20 protein-coding genes are annotated in these 14,756 nt (G+C 57.9%); 17 read left to right on the top strand and 3 right to left on the bottom strand.

Annotation, left to right across the window (positions count from 1 at the left end; translation table 11 throughout):
- Positions 1 to 73: 73 nt before the first annotated feature.
- From AC0V6W_RS03110 to AC0V6W_RS03070, 9 genes are all read left to right on the top strand, one after another.
- A complete protein-coding gene (locus AC0V6W_RS03110) occupies positions 74 to 361 on the top strand; it encodes a ribbon-helix-helix domain-containing protein (protein WP_486147048.1) in 288 nt (95 codons plus the stop codon).
- Entirely contained in the window at positions 358 to 657 is a 300-nt protein-coding gene (locus AC0V6W_RS03105; RefSeq protein ID WP_486147046.1) for a type II toxin-antitoxin system RelE/ParE family toxin, read from the top strand. The genes AC0V6W_RS03110 and AC0V6W_RS03105 overlap by 4 nt, the downstream gene beginning before the upstream one ends.
- Entirely contained in the window at positions 654 to 1,313 is a 660-nt protein-coding gene (locus tag AC0V6W_RS03100) for a nitroreductase (protein ID WP_486147044.1), read from the top strand. Before AC0V6W_RS03105 ends, AC0V6W_RS03100 begins: the two co-directional genes overlap by 4 nt.
- Before the next feature lie 154 nt (positions 1,314 to 1,467).
- Positions 1,468 to 2,913 (top strand): cysteine--tRNA ligase, encoded by a 1,446-nt coding sequence (gene cysS / locus AC0V6W_RS03095; RefSeq protein ID WP_486147042.1) that lies wholly within the window; start codon positions 1,468 to 1,470, stop codon positions 2,911 to 2,913.
- Between the two features lie 64 nt (positions 2,914 to 2,977).
- A complete protein-coding gene (locus AC0V6W_RS03090; RefSeq protein WP_486147040.1) occupies positions 2,978 to 3,334 on the top strand; it encodes a hypothetical protein in 357 nt (118 codons plus the stop codon).
- A 10-nt stretch (positions 3,335 to 3,344) separates the two neighbouring features.
- The gene (locus AC0V6W_RS03085; protein WP_486147038.1) at positions 3,345 to 4,283 is read left to right on the top strand and encodes a D-2-hydroxyacid dehydrogenase; all 939 of its coding nucleotides are present in this window, start codon (positions 3,345 to 3,347) and stop codon (positions 4,281 to 4,283) included.
- A gap of 92 nt (positions 4,284 to 4,375) precedes the next feature.
- Entirely contained in the window at positions 4,376 to 6,052 is a 1,677-nt protein-coding gene (locus AC0V6W_RS03080) for an acetolactate synthase large subunit (RefSeq protein WP_486147036.1), read from the top strand.
- Positions 6,049 to 6,423, top strand: a complete 375-nt coding sequence (locus AC0V6W_RS03075; RefSeq protein WP_486147034.1) for a hypothetical protein — start codon at positions 6,049 to 6,051, stop codon at positions 6,421 to 6,423. The genes AC0V6W_RS03080 and AC0V6W_RS03075 overlap by 4 nt, the downstream gene beginning before the upstream one ends.
- Positions 6,424 to 6,430: 7 nt before the next feature.
- On the top strand, positions 6,431 to 7,867 hold the full coding sequence (locus AC0V6W_RS03070) for an aldehyde dehydrogenase family protein (protein ID WP_486147032.1): 1,437 nt from the start codon (positions 6,431 to 6,433) through the stop codon (positions 7,865 to 7,867).
- A gap of 19 nt (positions 7,868 to 7,886) precedes the next feature.
- Here AC0V6W_RS03070 and AC0V6W_RS03065 read toward each other — a convergent pair whose 3' ends face one another.
- Together AC0V6W_RS03065 and AC0V6W_RS03060 are read right to left on the bottom strand one after the other, a co-directional pair.
- Entirely contained in the window at positions 7,887 to 8,378 is a 492-nt protein-coding gene (locus AC0V6W_RS03065; protein ID WP_486147030.1) for a hypothetical protein, read from the bottom strand.
- On the bottom strand, positions 8,371 to 8,628 hold the full coding sequence (locus AC0V6W_RS03060) for a hypothetical protein (protein ID WP_486147028.1): 258 nt from the start codon (positions 8,626 to 8,628) through the stop codon (positions 8,371 to 8,373). The genes AC0V6W_RS03065 and AC0V6W_RS03060 overlap by 8 nt, the downstream gene beginning before the upstream one ends.
- A 169-nt stretch (positions 8,629 to 8,797) precedes the next feature.
- Here AC0V6W_RS03060 and AC0V6W_RS03055 point away from each other — a divergent pair, with 169 nt between their 5' ends.
- The 3 genes from AC0V6W_RS03055 (at position 8,798) to AC0V6W_RS03045 (ending at position 10,728) form a co-directional block, all read left to right on the top strand.
- Complete coding sequence (locus AC0V6W_RS03055) at positions 8,798 to 9,508, top strand: LexA family transcriptional regulator (RefSeq protein ID WP_486147026.1); 711 nt, start codon at positions 8,798 to 8,800, stop codon at positions 9,506 to 9,508.
- A gap of 56 nt (positions 9,509 to 9,564) precedes the next feature.
- Entirely contained in the window at positions 9,565 to 9,993 is a 429-nt protein-coding gene (locus AC0V6W_RS03050) for a DUF3617 domain-containing protein (protein ID WP_486147024.1), read from the top strand.
- Between the two features lie 72 nt (positions 9,994 to 10,065).
- Positions 10,066 to 10,728: an MBL fold metallo-hydrolase gene (locus AC0V6W_RS03045; protein WP_486147022.1), complete on the top strand. Its 663-nt coding sequence runs from the start codon at positions 10,066 to 10,068 to the stop codon at positions 10,726 to 10,728.
- Between the two features lie 177 nt (positions 10,729 to 10,905).
- Here AC0V6W_RS03045 and AC0V6W_RS03040 read toward each other — a convergent pair whose 3' ends face one another.
- The gene (locus tag AC0V6W_RS03040) at positions 10,906 to 11,286 is read right to left on the bottom strand and encodes an MAPEG family protein (RefSeq protein WP_486147020.1); all 381 of its coding nucleotides are present in this window, start codon (positions 11,284 to 11,286) and stop codon (positions 10,906 to 10,908) included.
- 237 nt (positions 11,287 to 11,523) lie between these two features.
- Between AC0V6W_RS03040 and rpmF the strand changes: the two genes are divergently transcribed.
- From rpmF to AC0V6W_RS03015, 5 genes are all read left to right on the top strand, one after another.
- Positions 11,524 to 11,703, top strand: coding sequence for a 50S ribosomal protein L32 (gene rpmF, locus AC0V6W_RS03035; RefSeq protein WP_486147018.1), 180 nt, complete (start codon positions 11,524 to 11,526; stop codon positions 11,701 to 11,703).
- 31 nt (positions 11,704 to 11,734) lie between these two features.
- Positions 11,735 to 12,844 (top strand): phosphate acyltransferase PlsX, encoded by a 1,110-nt coding sequence (gene plsX / locus AC0V6W_RS03030; protein WP_486147016.1) that lies wholly within the window; start codon positions 11,735 to 11,737, stop codon positions 12,842 to 12,844.
- Entirely contained in the window at positions 12,841 to 13,845 is a 1,005-nt protein-coding gene (locus AC0V6W_RS03025) for a beta-ketoacyl-ACP synthase III (RefSeq protein WP_486147014.1), read from the top strand. Before plsX ends, AC0V6W_RS03025 begins: the two co-directional genes overlap by 4 nt.
- Before the next feature lie 138 nt (positions 13,846 to 13,983).
- Entirely contained in the window at positions 13,984 to 14,283 is a 300-nt protein-coding gene (locus AC0V6W_RS03020) for an integration host factor subunit alpha (protein WP_486147012.1), read from the top strand.
- Between the two features lie 50 nt (positions 14,284 to 14,333).
- The gene (locus AC0V6W_RS03015; RefSeq protein WP_486147010.1) at positions 14,334 to 14,756 is read left to right on the top strand and encodes a MerR family transcriptional regulator; all 423 of its coding nucleotides are present in this window, start codon (positions 14,334 to 14,336) and stop codon (positions 14,754 to 14,756) included.

Raw genomic sequence — 14,756 nt, 5'->3', positions numbered from 1 at the left:
GCCGTAACCAGCCGCCGCGTGCCCGGCACCGCGATCTTGCCGTGATCACACAAAGTATGATATCTGCATACGCATGAGCAAACTCGAACGCATCACTGTCACCATGCCCGAAGAAATGGCCGCCAAATTGCGCGCTGCGGTGGAGAGCGGGGAATACGCAACAACGAGCGAGGTTGTGCGTGAAGCTCTGCGCGATTGGACCAATGAGGAGCAGCGGCGCGAGGCCGAAAATGCCCGTTTCCGCGCAATGCTGGACGAGGCCAGAGCGGAAGGCTCTTTGTCGGCCGAAGACGTGTTTGAAGAGGTTCGCGCTTACACTCGGCAAATTGTGGTGGAAGAGCAGCAGCGGCAAAAAGCGTGAATCTCACTATCACGCCAGCGGCCCGTTCGGATTTACTTGATATCGCCCAACAGATTGCTCGAGATAACCCGGAACGCGCTGAGACATTCGTCGAGGAACTTATTGGCTTTTCTGCAGCCCTAATTGAACGCCCTCAATCTTATCGCCTGCGTAAAGAGTGGGGAGATAACGTGCGCAGATCGCGCCGCGGCAATTATCAGGTAGTGTTCGAAGCCAACGAACATGAAGTCTTGATACTGCGCTATCTGCATGTACGCCGGAACATTGATGCCATTCTTTCACAGGACCAGAAATGAACGTAACCCAAGCCGTCACCAGCCGCCGCTCTGTCCGCGAATTTCTGGATAAGCCCGTGGAGCTCGACACGATCCGCCGCGTCATGGATACCGCGCGATGGGCGGCGTCGGGGTGCAATTATCAGCCTTGGGAAGCGACTGTCCTCACTGGCCAGCCGCTTGCGGATTTGCAGGCGAAAATCACGTCCACACCGCCGCAAGAGCTTGAATACGATTGGAACGCGCCACTGGCTGAGGACGTATACAAGTCCCGCCTTCACGGCATTTCGAAAGGCATGTTCGAAGCGCTCGGCATTGCGCGCGATGACAAGGGCGCGCGGATGGCTGCCATGGGGCGCAACGCCACCAGCTTTGATGCGCCCGCTGTCATGTTCGTCTATTTCCCGCGCCTGATGAAAGAGCCGCAATGGTCTGACACCGGCATGTGGCTGCAAACGGTGGCGCTGCTGCTGCGCGAAGAGGGGCTCGACAGCTGCTTTCAGGAATTCATGGCCTATTATGCGAATGTAATCCGAGGGTTTCTGGGCCTCGACCATGACCGATATATGCTGTTTTGCGGCATGGCGATTGGGTATCGTGATCCTGATGCTCCGGTGAATGCGTTTGAGCGGGAGCGCGTTCCGCTGGACGATCAAGTTAAGTTCGTGGGCTTTTAACTTCGTCATTGCGAGGGGCGCAGCCCTGCGGCAATCCAGAGCGGTCGAGCGCTTTGCTCTGGATTGGTTGGCCTGTGGCCTGCTGCGCATCCGCTCCGCTCGCAATGACGATTGAATTGACGGCCCGCCATTGGCTGGGCAAAGCGCATCGCAAATGACTGACCTCAAACTCTTCAACTCGCTCACCCGCGAAATCGAAACCTTTGACCCCGTCCATGATGGTGAGGCGCGGGTCTATACGTGCGGGCCGACGGTCTACAATTACCCCCATATCGGCAATATGCGCGCCTATGTGTTTGCCGATGTACTGGGGCGCACGCTCAGCCATCAGGGGCTAAAACTCACGCATATCATCAACATCACTGATGTCGGGCACCTCACCGATGACGCGGATGAGGGCGAAGACAAGATGGAGAAAATGGCGGCGGAGCGCGCCCAATCCATCTGGGACATCGCCAAGCACTACACTGAAGCTTACTGGGCCGATGTGAAAGCGCTCAATATCCGTGAGCCTGCCAAGTGGTCCATCGCAACCGACTATATCGAAGAGATGCTGGAGTTTGCTACAGGGATTGCTGGCAAGCACTGCTATGAATTGGATAGCGGTTTGTATTTCGATGTCTCGACGATTGAGGATTACGGGCGGCTAGCGCGTGCTGTAACCGAGGATGGCGAAGGCCGCATCGACACGGTTGAGGGCAAACGTAACCCGCAAGACTTTGCAATCTGGCGCAAGACTCCGGCGGGCGAAACGCGGCAGATGGAATGGGACAGCCCATGGGGCAAAGGCGCGCCGGGTTGGCATCTGGAATGCTCCGTGATGGGCGAGAAACTCTTGGGCTTTCCTTTCGACATTCACACTGGCGGGATCGACCACCGCGAGATCCACCACCCCAATGAAATCGCGCAAAACCAGGCGTTTTGCGGTTGCGGGGGCTTGTCAGAAGCGCGCAATTCGGGCGCCAATATCTGGATGCACAACAACTTTCTGGTTGAGCGGTCCGGCAAGATGTCCAAATCCTCCGGCGAATTTTTGCGGCTGCAATTGCTGATCGACAAAGGCTATCACCCGCTCGCCTATCGGATGATGTGCCTGCAAGCGCATTATCGGTCAGAGCTGGAATTCAGCTGGGAAGGGCTGGAGGCGGCTTTGACGCGGCTTAAACGCATGGTGATGCAGGCGGAGCGGCTCGCAGATGCCGAGCCGCAGCCGCAAGCTGAACATCCCAAATTCGCAGCGTCTTTGGCGAAGTTTGACGAGGCGATCAGCGATGATCTGGGCACCCCAGTGGCGCTCACCGCTTTGGAAGATGCTCTGGGCACCAAAAAGGTGGATGCCGGGATTAAGCGCGCCGTGATCGAACATATGGACGCCGTGCTTGGGCTGGGTCTGTTTGACCTCACTCGCAAGGATTTGCGCATCCGGCCCAAAGCGGCTGAGATAGACGAGGCTGAAATCGAGCAGGCGCTGACTGCTCGCAAAGCCGCGCGCGCCGAAAAGGATTTCGCAGCGTCCGACGCAATCCGCGATGATCTTGCCGCCAAAGGGGTCGATGTGATGGACGGCGATCCGCTGAGCTGGGAATGGAAGCTGATCTGAGGCAAGGCGGGCGTAGCAGAGCGGCCGGCCTTGCTCCTGCCTAGCAATCTGTTAAATAGATTGCATGTTGCAACCTATATTATGGCTCATCCTTGCTGCGATCCATGCAATGCCTGCGCTGGCGTTGTTTCGGCCAGCGACCATCACAACTTTGTATGGCGTTGCGGCCGACAACCCGCTTTTCCTGCTTTTGCATCACCGTGCAGCCTTGTTTTTTGCGGTGTTCATTGCGTGTCTATGGGCTGCATTCGTACCGGAAGGGCGCAGGCTTGCAGTGCTGATTGTCGGTATCAGCATGGTGAGTTTTCTAGGATTGTATTGGCAGGCGGGCGCACCGCAGCAGCTTAAAACAATTGCACTGGTTGATCTGGCAGGATTGCCTTTTCTAGCGGGGGTGGCTTGGCTCGCATTCCGGCCCTAAGGGTATTGGGATGACCATCCTAGCCATATCCGGCCTCATCCGCCCGCTCCTCGAACCGCGCCTTCCTGATGACCTCGATGTGCGCTGGTTTATGACCAAGGAAGAAGCGCTGGAGGCGGTGCCTGATGCTGAGATCGGCTGGTTCGATATGTACGAACAAGAAGCCATGGCCGCGACATTGCGCGCGGCAACTTCGCTCAAATGGCTCAATTCGATTTACGCAGGCCTCGATTTTCTGCCCATGGATGTGCTGATTGACCGGGGCATCACGGTCACCAATGGTGCAGGCATTAACGCTGTGACCATTGCGGAATACACGGTGATGGGCATGCTCAATATCGCGAAGGGTTACCGCGATGTCATGCGCGCGGCAGAGCGGCGCGAATGGCTATTGGACAGCCCCGGCAAGCGCGAACTGGCCGGATCAAAAGCGCTGCTTTTGGGCTATGGCGCGATTGGAAAGCTGATCCAGCCGCGATTGGAAGCCTTTGATGTGGCTGTGACTGTGGTGCGCCGCAGCGGCGGTGAAGGCACGCTCAAACCCGATGAATGGCGCGGGCGATTGGGCGAATTTGATTGGGTAATCCTCGCCGTGCCAGCGACACCGGAAACCGATGGAATGATCGGCGCGGAGGAGCTGGCCGCGATGAAATCCGATGCAGTGCTCGTCAATATCGCGCGCGGCACCGTGGTCGATCAGGGGGCGCTGACAACGGCGCTGCGTGAGAACGTGATCGGGGCGGCTTTCCTCGATGTGACAACGCCCGAACCTCTGCCCGCCGATAACCCGCTGTGGACGCTCGACAATGCGCATATCTCGATGCACCTGTCTGGCCGCGCGCAGGACAAGATGTTCATCCGGTCTGCCGAACGGTTTCTCGATAATCTGGCGAAGTATCGCAGCGGAAAGCCCGTTGCGCCGATTTTTGACCCGGCTCGCGGATATTAGCGGCCTGTAACGTGTTGGGTGATTGAAACGTATACCAACACAATGCAGGCACTCCGCTCCTCAGGCGAGCGGAATTCAGGAGGATATCCCCAATGAGCGACACCCAAAAAGCATCTGACCTTTTCGTTGAATGCCTCGAAGCGGAAGGTGTCGAATATATCTTTGGCGTTCCGGGCGAAGAAAATCTCGATCTTCTCGAAAGCCTTTCGCATTCCAAACAGATCAAGCTGATCCTGACCCGGCACGAACAGGGCGCGGCGTTTATGGCGGCGACTTACGGCCGGCATACGGGCAAGACGGGCGTGTGCCTTGCAACGCTTGGGCCCGGTGCGACCAATCTTGTGACAGGGGCTGCCTACGCGCAGCTTGGCGGGATGCCGATCCTGATGATTACCGGGCAAAAACCGATTAAGCATTCCAAGCAGGGCCGGTTCCAGATCCTCGACGTGGTCGACATGATGGGTCCGCTGACCAAGTTTACCCATCAGCTGCATTCAGGCGACAACATTCCCAGCCGCGTGCGCGAGGCGTTCCGTTTGGCCGAAGAGGAAAAGCCGGGCGCAACGCATCTCGAACTGCCCGAAGACATTGCCGATGAACAAACCAGTGCCCGCCCCATCCAGCGCAGCGTCGCGCGCCGCCCGTCTGCCGAGGTGAAAGCGGTTCGGCTGGCGGTCGAAGCTTTGGAAGCGGCCACATCGCCTGTGCTTGTGATCGGGGCAGGGGCCAACCGCACGATGACGGGCAAGATGCTCGGCGAATTTATCGAGAAAACCGGCATTCCGTTTGTGACAACGCAAATGGGCAAAGGCGTGATTGATGAGCGCCACCCGCTTTTCCTTGGCTGCGCGGCTCTATCATCGGGCGATTTCTGCCATCGCGCGATTGAAGACGCTGATTGCATTATCAATGTCGGCCATGATGTGATTGAAAAACCACCGTTTTTTATGCAAGATGCGTTTGATGATCCTAAGGCAAGCGGCACCAAAGTCATCCATGTTTCTAACAAGACCGCCGAAGTGGACCCTGTTTATTTCCCTCAGATCGAAGTAATCGGCGACATCGCCAACGCTATCTGGCAGATCAAGGAAAGCGTCACCGCGCAAAGCCATTGGAGCTTTGACCGCCTGCTGTGTTACCGCCGCGCAGAAGCCAAGCACACCCAGCCGCTCGCCGAAGATGAGCGCTTCCCGATCTTCCCGCCGCATCTTGTGAGCGAGGTGCGCCGCGCCATGCCCGAAGACGGGATTATCTGCCTCGACAATGGCGTTTATAAAATCTGGTTTGCGCGGAATTATACAGCCTACCTGCCCAATACAGTGCTGCTCGATAATGCGCTGGCGACGATGGGCGCGGGGTTGCCGTCGGCCATGATGAGCGCGATGCAATATCCGGATCGCAAAGTGATGGCGATCTGCGGCGATGGCGGTTTTATGATGAACAGCCAGGAGATGGAGACGGCGGTTCGGCTGGGCCTCAATCTCACCGTGTTGATCCTGCGCGATGATGCTTACGGGATGATCCGGTGGAAACAGGCGAATATGGGCTTTGCCGATTACGGCCTGACTTATGGCAATCCCGATTTCGTGAAATATGCCGAAAGCTACGGCGCGCACGGCCACCGCGTGACATCGGCAGCGCACTTAACCGATGTTTTGGCTGAGACGCGCGATACGCCGGGTGTGCATGTGATCGATTGCCCCGTGGACTACACCGAGAACGACCAGATCCTCAATCACGATATCAAGGAACTGAGCGCAGGCTTGTGAGCAGGCTAGTCGTTTCTGCACGCACCAGTGCTCTTGATGACTGGCAATTCGATAGCAATGGCAATGTGACTGCGCCGGGGGGGCGCCAGCTCGCCGAATGGTTGGCTGGAGAACTCAGCAGCGATGCAAGTGTATCCGAGATAGAGAACCACAAAGACTATGGCTGGCGATTTAAGCTAAAAGACAACCTTGGCAAAGTGGAATGCCTGATCGCGATGGGGGCTGAGGAGGGGACGATGTATTTTTGGGCTGATAGGATAAGGTGGATACGCCTTGGTCCTCCACGTCGCGATCTTTTGGAGATAGTTCGGAACATATTGCAGGCCGACCCGCGCTTCACAGATGTGAAAATAGTAAAGCCAGGAGAATGATTGGACCATGAAACTCAAGGATACTTACCCGCTTTACCTCAACAACAAGGCTGTCCAGCCCAACACCGATCTGGAAGTCACCGATAAATACACAGGCGAGACCGCGTTCCGCACTGCCCTTGCTTCGCCTGAAATCATTGATGAAGCCATTGCAGGCGCGGTGCATGCGGCAGAGCCGATGGCGCGCCTTGCGTCCTATGAAAAGCAGGACGTGCTGATGCACTGCGTCGCGCGGTTTAAGGAACGCTTTGACGAGCTGGCCTACGCCTTGTGCGTTGAAGCGGGCAAGCCGATCAAGGATGCAGAAGGCGAGGTCACCCGCCTGATCGACACATTCCGCATTGCTGGCGAAGAGGCGGTGCGCAATTATGGCGAAGTGATGCCGCTCGATATCTCTGAGCGTGCCAGGGGCTATACAGCCATGTGGAAACGCGTGCCCATCGGCCCGTGCAGCTTTATTGCGCCGTTTAACTTTCCGCTCAATCTAGCCGCGCATAAAATCGCGCCTGCCATCGCGGTTGGGTGCCCGTTTGTGATGAAGCCTGCGTCCAAAACGCCTTTGGGCGCGCTTATCATGGGTGAAGTTCTGGCCGAATGCGATGTGCTGCCCGAAGGGGCGTTCTCCATCCTGCCCGCTGCCCGCGACGGTGCGGACCTGTTCACCGAAGATGAGCGGCTTAAATTGCTCTCTTTCACCGGATCACCCGGCGTTGGCTGGGCGTTGAAAGCGAAAGCAGGCAAGAAACCTGTCGTGCTGGAACTGGGCGGCAATGCGGCCGTCGTGATCGATCACGATGCGGACCTTGACGATGCGTTAGAGCGGGTTGTTTTCGGCGCGTTCTATCAGTCGGGCCAATCGTGCATCGGGGTTCAGCGCATCATCATCCACGCCGATGTCTTTGATGCGTTCAAAGCCAAGCTGGTCGCCAAGACCAAAAGCCTCATCGCAGGCGATCCGAAAGACCGCGACACTTTTATCGGCCCGATGATATCCGAAGGCGAGGCAACCCGGCTGAAAGGCTGGATTGACGAAGCGGTCGAAGGGGGTGCCACTTTGCTAACAGGCGGCGGTCTGTCGCGCGGCAATATGCTGGAGGCGACATTGCTCGAAAATGTCCACCGCGATGCCAAAGCGATGAACGAAGAGGCATTCGGCCCGCTGGCGATCCTGATGAAATTTGACACCTTCGATGAGGCGCTGGACGAAGTGAACCGATCACAATTCGGCCTTCAGGCGGGCATTTTCACGCGCGATCTGTTCAAGATGTACGATGCGTGGGACAGGCTCGATGTAGGCGGCGTTGTTATCAATGATGTGCCCAGTTACCGGGTGGACAATATGCCCTATGGCGGGGTCAAGGAATCCGGCTTGGGCCGCGAAGGTATCCGGTTCGCCATGGAAGATATGAGCGAGATCCGGAACCTTGTGGTGAGGCGGGGTTAGGGCGCGGGCACTGCTGCCCTTACACCTCCTCCAGCAGCAGCAGCACTGCCGTCACTCGCATCAGCTCGGTTTCGCCAAAGCGGTGATCGACCTCGCTCACCGTTGCTTCGGCGACCAATTGGGCGGGGATGGTGAATTCGTGCTCGGGCAGGTCGGCGATGAATTCCTCGCCCGCAGCAACAGCCTGTGCCCCTTTGAACTCCAGCACCACTTCGTGCCGTGTGCCGGCAAAGGTGATCGAAGCCCAGGCGGTTTCTTCATGGCTGAGCACATCGCCCTTGCCATCGGCGAGCGACAAGACCGCCTCGCGCACCCGGTCTGACAAAGTGCGGCGCGGGCGATAGCGGCGGGCGCGTTCTATCGTTTGTGCACTTTCTGCATCTGCATCTGAGTCTGCCGATTTCGTTTCGAAATCCGCCGGAAACGTCGGCAATGTGCCCTGCAGCGCAGCGGCTGGCGCTGGCAAGAGTGCGTGATCGGGCGCGAATGCGGTGAGGCTGGCTTCAAACATGGGCGGTTTCCTTGGGGCTGGATTTGTATTGAACGGGGCTGCTTTGATGATCGGCGCGGGGCGCGGGGATTTGCGCAGCAGTGACTCTGACAAGGCCTGCACGCGCGGCCTTGTTTGCGGCGACGTCATATTCAGCCATCCACCCCCTGATGCGCGCTTCGGTTGCCGCGCGCGGGATGCGGCCGAGCCTCAGATCGAGCACAAAGCGCGGATCGCTGGCGGCAAGCCGTCCAAATTTTGTGGCGGCCATATCGTGATGTGTGAGGAAGGCCTCTACGGCTCTGACTAGCATGATGATCCCTCTTGGTTGCGTCACCTCGATGCGCCGAATGCGGACTGGCGAATCGCTTGGTGTTCCTGTAATGTTCCACTCAATTTCCTACTTGTCTAGGAAAAATCCTTCATGTAGGAAGATTCTTATGGTAAATGAAAATCTCAACCTCGATCCCGTCCGTGCTCGCTTGCTGCAATTGTCGCAGGAACGCGGTGCCAGCCTTGCCAGCCTGTCTGAGCTTTTGGGGCGTAACCCCTCGTATCTCCAACAATTTATCACCAAGGGTAGCCCGCGCAGGCTGGGCGAGACCGATCGTAGAACGCTGGCGCAATTCTTTGGGGTGGAGGAACGCGAGCTGGGCGCACCCGAATCGCCTTCGGCAGCCTTAACAAAGGATAAATCCTATATTGGGACAGTTTTGCAGCCAAGTGCGCGCGCCGCTCGGCCCCGGCAAGGCTGGGTCGATGTGCCGCGCCTTGATATTGGTGCATCCGCTGGGCCGGGCGCATTGCCAGGCGAGGAAGAGGCGTTTGACACGTTTCAGTTTTCGCATCGCTGGCTGAGCGAACAGGGGCTGGAACGCGCGCAATTGTCCTCGATCACGGTGCAGGGCGATTCGATGGAGCCGCTGCTTCAGGATGGCGATGATATTCTGGTGGACCGCGCGCAAAACGCCTTTCGCGATGGCATCTATGTGGTGCGCCTTGATGAAGCGCTGATGGTAAAACGCCTGGCCGCGGCAGGCGGAGGGCGCGTGTCGCTGCTCAGCCAGAACCTTGCCTATCCGCCCGTAACGGTCGCGGTGGAGGAGCTTGAGATTATCGGCAAGGTTGTGTGGAAGGGCGGGCGGGTTTAACCTGAGGAGCGTATCGGCTTGCAAAGCAGCCCGCTCGCGCTTCAGGAGTATCTCTAATGTCGCCACCTTATACAAAAGCAGCAGGCGTTCTCGTCGTCGCGGGGCTTGGCCTGGGGGCTGCGAATGGGACAGTGATCGACCTGACGCCGGGCCGCTGGGTCACGGACCACACCATTCGATCAGGCACGGACGAAGTGATCCATGCAGAGCAATCGCAGCGATGTCTGACCGAAGCGACAAGCAAAATCACTTTCGATTATGTTCTCGAAGAGCTTGATTATGGCGAATGCCAGACGCGCAATGTCGTCATCACTCAAAATAGCGGCAGTGCGGATGCGACGTGTGTCTATGCCGAAGATGGCGGCATCACGATCAATGGCCGGATGGAGGTCACTTTTTCGAAGGAAGCCTATAAGATCACCTCGCGCATTCGCGAAAACGGCGTGACCTACACGGGCATAGGCCGCCTGACTGGGCCTTGTTGACGGGCTGCTGACACGTTGGCCGAATTGTGCGCCCTCTTGCATTGAACTAGCGTCCAAGCCATCTCCTCACTCATGACCAATCCCACACCCCCCATGAAAGCCGCGATCTTGCCGGTGACGCCTTTGCAGCAGAACTGCTCGCTGATCTGGTGCACCAAAACCATGAAAGCCGCGCTCACCGATCCGGGCGGTGATCTTGATAAGCTGAAAGCGGGCGTCGAAAAGGCGGGCGTGACGCTGGAGAAAATCCTCATCACCCACGGCCATCTCGATCATTGCGGGCAGGCAGGCATGCTGGCGGATGAGCTGGGGCTGCCCATCGAAGGGCCGCACAAGGATGACCTGTTCTGGATCGAGCAATTGGACGATGACGGCGCGCGCTATGGGATGGAGGCGAAAAGCTTTACTCCCACGCGCTGGCTGGAACATGGCGACACGGTGAGCGTGGGCGAGCTAACGCTCGATGTGATCCATTGCCCCGGCCACACGCCCGGCCATGTCGTGTTCGTCCACGGGCCAAGCAAGTTTGCGATTGTGGGCGATGTGTTGTTCCAAGGCTCCATCGGCCGCACCGATTTTCCGCGCGGCAATCATCAGGATTTGATCGACAGCATCACCAAACGCCTATGGCCGCTGGGCGAGGACATCATGTTCATCCCCGGCCACGGCCCAACCAGCACATTTGGGCAGGAACGCAAGACGAATGCGTTTGTGAGCGATATGGCGCTTTCTTGAGTGTGTTCGCCCATCCGGGCGAACTCCTCGGTGCTGTTTCAAACCCCGGCTTTGTCCGGGTTTGAGCACCTGCGGGCGCGCAGTCGCGCTTTGACTGCTGTGACCAAGAACGGATTGGCGACCAGATTGCCGCAAGGCCGCGCGCCGGCCCAGATAGGCCAGCGCAGATAAAACTCCTTACATCACCCCCGCGCCAATCAGCGCGGCGACCACGCCCAGGCCCAGCAGCGTCAGCATCGAAACAATCGTCCCGATCATCCGGCCAATGCCCAGCGCGCCGCCGTCCATTCCAAACGCATGCGCCACGCGGCCCAGAATAAATGCCGCCGCAACAAAAGCGAGCCACGGCTGGCCTTTGCCCGACAGCTCAATCGCCGCGATAAGGATCAGCGCAAACGGCGCGTTTTCGACAAAGTTCGCTTGCGCCCGCATCCGGCGGATCAACGGCTCGCTGTCTTCATCGCCGACAAAGATCTTTTCCGCCCGCCTGATTGCGCCAATGCGCACCATCAGCCAGATGCTCAAAATCCCCGCAGCTGCCGCTGTTGTTAAAGTCACTGGCAGAATTATCATGTGTCAGACCCCTGTTTGTTCAAACCCCTCGCTATACGGGTGCAACACCGCTTGCAACGCGCGAGTTTTGCGCTATAGCGCGCGGCTTCCCGCCAGCTTTTGGTAAGGATGCAGCTCACACATTTGCTTGTGCGCCGCGCGCCTTTGCCTTAGGGGCTGTCGCAGATATTGCAGCGCGCACTGGCGCAAACACACGAATTTATTTGAGGAAATGGTGCCGCCATGGCTGTCCCAAAGAGAAAAGTATCGCCCCACCGCCGCGGAAACCGCCGCGCGCATGATTCGCTCAAAGTTGAGGCATTCCACGAATGCTCAAACTGTGGTGAGCTGAAGCGGCCGCACAATCTGTGCCCGCATTGCGGCTATTACAATGGGCGTGAGGTCGTCGCTGTCGGCGTTTAAGCCGGTGCGATGTTAGACGGAGAATTATGACATGAGCCTGCCGCGTATCGCTGTTGATGCGATGGGCGGCGATGAAGGCGTGCGTGTCATGGTCGAAGGCGCAGCGCTTGCGCGCCGCAATCACGACAATTTCCAGTTTCTGCTGGTTGGCGATGAAACGCGGATCAAATCCGCTTTAGAAGCGCATCCCAATATGCGCGGCGCTTCTGAAATCCTGCACTGCGATGATGTGGTTGGCGGCGACGAATTGCCCAGCCGCGCGATCCGGCGAGCGAAAACCACCAGCATGGGCCTTGCGGTGAATGCCGTGAAAGAAGGCCGCGCAGGCGCTGCGATCAGTGCTGGCAATACCGGCGCGCTGATGGCGATGAGCAAAATCGCGCTCCGCACGATGCCGGGAATTGATCGGCCTGCCTTGGCGGCTTTGATGCCAACTTTGAAATCGCACGATGTCGTGATGCTCGATCTGGGCGCCAACACCGAAGCGGATGCGCGCAATCTGGTGCAATTTGCGGTGATGGGCGCGGCCTATTCGCGGATTGTAAACGGTTTCGACAAACCCAAAGTGCGCCTCCTTAATATCGGCACGGAAGAGATTAAGGGCACCGATGCTTTGCGCGATGCTGCGGCCATGTTGCAGGCGGCATCGGATAAAGCGGATGGGGGCCTTGCCATGCAGTTTGATGGCTTTGTCGAATCCGACAAGATCAATCGCGGCGAAACCGATGTGGTCGTCACCGATGGTTTCTCCGGTAATATCGCATTGAAAGCGATTGAGGGATCGGCCCGCTTTGTGACCGATTTGCTCAAACAGGCATTCACCAGTTCGCTGCGTTCGAAATTCGGATTTTTGGTGTCCAAACCCGCGACAGAGCTGCTGCGCCATCATCTTGACCCCAACAATCACAACGGCGCTGTGTTTCTGGGGCTCAACGGCGTGGTCGTCAAAAGCCATGGCAGCGCGACTGCAAAAGGCGTGGCTCATGCGGTGACAGTCGCTGCGCGGCTGCTCGAAAACAAGCTGACCCAGCGCATCGCTGAGGATCTGGGCGAGCTGGGTGAGGATGCCTTGCGCCGCAATGGGAGCAAAGCAGCGCCGCCATCGCAAACCGAATCAGATGATACCGGAGCGGCGGCATGAGCGGGTCTCGGCTGGTCGGAACAGGCTCAGCCTTGCCCAAAACCTGCGTCACCAACGCCGAATTGGCGTCCCGGATTGATACAAGTGATGAATGGATCGTCGAACGCACCGGCATCCGCCAACGCCATATTGCAGGCGAGGGAGAGACCACCGCGAGCCTTGCGATAGAGGCTGCGCGTAAGGCCCTCGATGATGCCGGATTAACGCCTGCCGATATCGGCCTGATTGTGCTGGCAACCGCCACGCCCGACAACACGTTTCCCGCCACCGCGACCAAGGTGCAAAACGCGCTCGGCTGCAATGGCGGGGTCGCGTTTGATGTGGCGGCGGTGTGTTCGGGCTTCCTTTATGCGCTGGCCACTGCCGATTCGCTGCTGCGCACTGGCATGGCGAAAAATGCGCTTGTGATCGGCGCAGAAACTTTCAGCCGCATTCTCGATTGGGAAGACCGCACAACCTGCGTCTTGTTCGGCGATGGGGCAGGGGCCGTGGTTTTGACAGCGCCCGATGCCGATCATGCAAGTGACGATTTGGAAGGTGAGGCGGACAGCGAAAACGCGCCAGCTGGTGTCCTTGCAACCCGGCTTCATGCCGATGGTGCCCAGCACGATCTGCTCTATGTCGATGGCGGGCCATCAACCACGCAAACGGTTGGTCATCTGCGGATGAAAGGGCGCGAAGTGTTTCGCCATGCGGTCGTCAATCTCGCCAGTGTGCTGCGCGAAGTGATTGAAGAAGCTGGCATTTCGGTTGAGGATATTGACTGGGTCGTCCCCCATCAGGCCAATGCGCGCATTCTGGATGCGACCGCGAAAAAGCTCGGAATTCCGGCGGAAAAAGTCGTGATGACAGTTCAGGATCATGCGAACACATCGGCCGCATCGGTGCCGCTTGCGCTCGATACAGCGCGGCGCGATGGGCGGATTAAAGCGGGCGATTTGGTTATGCTCGAAGCGATGGGCGGCGGCTTCACCTGGGGGGCAAGCCTCGTCAGAATGTAGCGTATGTAGGGCCGCCGTTAGGCTGTTTGTTTACGAAACATTGGCATTTGGCATCCAGTCCATTGCGAAATTGGCACCGATTGCTTACGGTGCCAGCAGCTTTTCGAAGGGTCGCACCTATACAGGAGGATGTGCAATATGCGTTCCATGGGCACGCTTACTCGCGCCGATTTGGCAGAGACGATCAATCGCAAGCTGGGCTTTAGCCGGGCTGAATCGCTCGACATGGTTGAAGCCATTTTGGACAAGATGTGCGATTCGCTCGCCGATGGTGAAAATGTCAAAATTTCAGGCTTTGGCAGCTTTGTCCTTCGCGACAAGAATGAGCGCATTGGCCGCAACCCGAAAACAGGGGTCGAAGTGCCGATTACCCCGCGCCGGGTGATGACATTTCGGGCCAGCCAATTGTTAAAAGAGCGGATCGCGGCTGGAAAATAGATTAGGAATGTGATCTATAGCCCTCAATTCATTAGGGGGAATTATAAATCATGGCTGATTTCGACGATGGCAAAGACGATGGCGCATTGCGCACCATTGGCGAGGTTAGCGAAGCGCTCGGCATCAAATCGCACGTTTTGCGGTATTGGGAACAGCAGTTCACTCTGCTCAAACCGTTAAAGCGCAGCGGCGGACGGCGCTATTATCGGCCCAGCGATGTCGAACTGGTTGAAACGATCAACCGCCTCGTGAACGAAGAGGGCTACACGCTGAAAGGCGCAGAGGCTGTCCTGCGATCCAGCGGAAAATCGGAACTGGATCGCCGGACCGATGATCGCCGGTCGGGCGATCGCCGCGCTGCCACAGAACTGCGCCGCGCCAGCGATGATGACGGGTCAAAGCGCAGCAAATCGGAAATGATCGCGCAATTGAAAAGCATCCGGGACAGGCTGGACAGCGCGCTCGACGCCTAA

The organism is Erythrobacter sp. JB1-7, assembly GCF_057365015.1.
The sequence above is the reverse complement of the archived record's forward strand: the minus strand, read 5'-3'. Positions and strand labels throughout refer to the sequence as shown.

What these genes read in the sequence shown, in the direction of transcription:
- AC0V6W_RS03110 (WP_486147048.1), top strand. Translation starts at nt 74, where the DNA reads ATGAGCAAACTCGAACGCATCACTGTCACCATGCCCGAAGAAATGGCC.
- AC0V6W_RS03100 (WP_486147044.1), top strand. Translation starts at nt 654, where the DNA reads ATGAACGTAACCCAAGCCGTCACCAGCCGCCGCTCTGTCCGCGAATTT.
- cysS (WP_486147042.1), top strand. Translation starts at nt 1,468, where the DNA reads ATGACTGACCTCAAACTCTTCAACTCGCTCACCCGCGAAATCGAAACC.
- AC0V6W_RS03090 (WP_486147040.1), top strand. Translation starts at nt 2,978, where the DNA reads ATGTTGCAACCTATATTATGGCTCATCCTTGCTGCGATCCATGCAATG.
- AC0V6W_RS03085 (WP_486147038.1), top strand. Translation starts at nt 3,345, where the DNA reads ATGACCATCCTAGCCATATCCGGCCTCATCCGCCCGCTCCTCGAACCG.
- AC0V6W_RS03080 (WP_486147036.1), top strand. Translation starts at nt 4,376, where the DNA reads ATGAGCGACACCCAAAAAGCATCTGACCTTTTCGTTGAATGCCTCGAA.
- AC0V6W_RS03070 (WP_486147032.1), top strand. Translation starts at nt 6,431, where the DNA reads ATGAAACTCAAGGATACTTACCCGCTTTACCTCAACAACAAGGCTGTC.
- AC0V6W_RS03065 (WP_486147030.1), bottom strand. Translation starts at nt 8,378, where the DNA reads ATGTTTGAAGCCAGCCTCACCGCATTCGCGCCCGATCACGCACTCTTG.
- AC0V6W_RS03060 (WP_486147028.1), bottom strand. Translation starts at nt 8,628, where the DNA reads ATGGCCGCCACAAAATTTGGACGGCTTGCCGCCAGCGATCCGCGCTTT.
- AC0V6W_RS03055 (WP_486147026.1), top strand. Translation starts at nt 8,798, where the DNA reads ATGGTAAATGAAAATCTCAACCTCGATCCCGTCCGTGCTCGCTTGCTG.
- AC0V6W_RS03050 (WP_486147024.1), top strand. Translation starts at nt 9,565, where the DNA reads ATGTCGCCACCTTATACAAAAGCAGCAGGCGTTCTCGTCGTCGCGGGG.
- AC0V6W_RS03045 (WP_486147022.1), top strand. Translation starts at nt 10,066, where the DNA reads ATGACCAATCCCACACCCCCCATGAAAGCCGCGATCTTGCCGGTGACG.
- rpmF (WP_486147018.1), top strand. Translation starts at nt 11,524, where the DNA reads ATGGCTGTCCCAAAGAGAAAAGTATCGCCCCACCGCCGCGGAAACCGC.
- plsX (WP_486147016.1), top strand. Translation starts at nt 11,735, where the DNA reads ATGAGCCTGCCGCGTATCGCTGTTGATGCGATGGGCGGCGATGAAGGC.
- AC0V6W_RS03025 (WP_486147014.1), top strand. Translation starts at nt 12,841, where the DNA reads ATGAGCGGGTCTCGGCTGGTCGGAACAGGCTCAGCCTTGCCCAAAACC.
- AC0V6W_RS03020 (WP_486147012.1), top strand. Translation starts at nt 13,984, where the DNA reads ATGCGTTCCATGGGCACGCTTACTCGCGCCGATTTGGCAGAGACGATC.
- AC0V6W_RS03015 (WP_486147010.1), top strand. Translation starts at nt 14,334, where the DNA reads ATGGCTGATTTCGACGATGGCAAAGACGATGGCGCATTGCGCACCATT.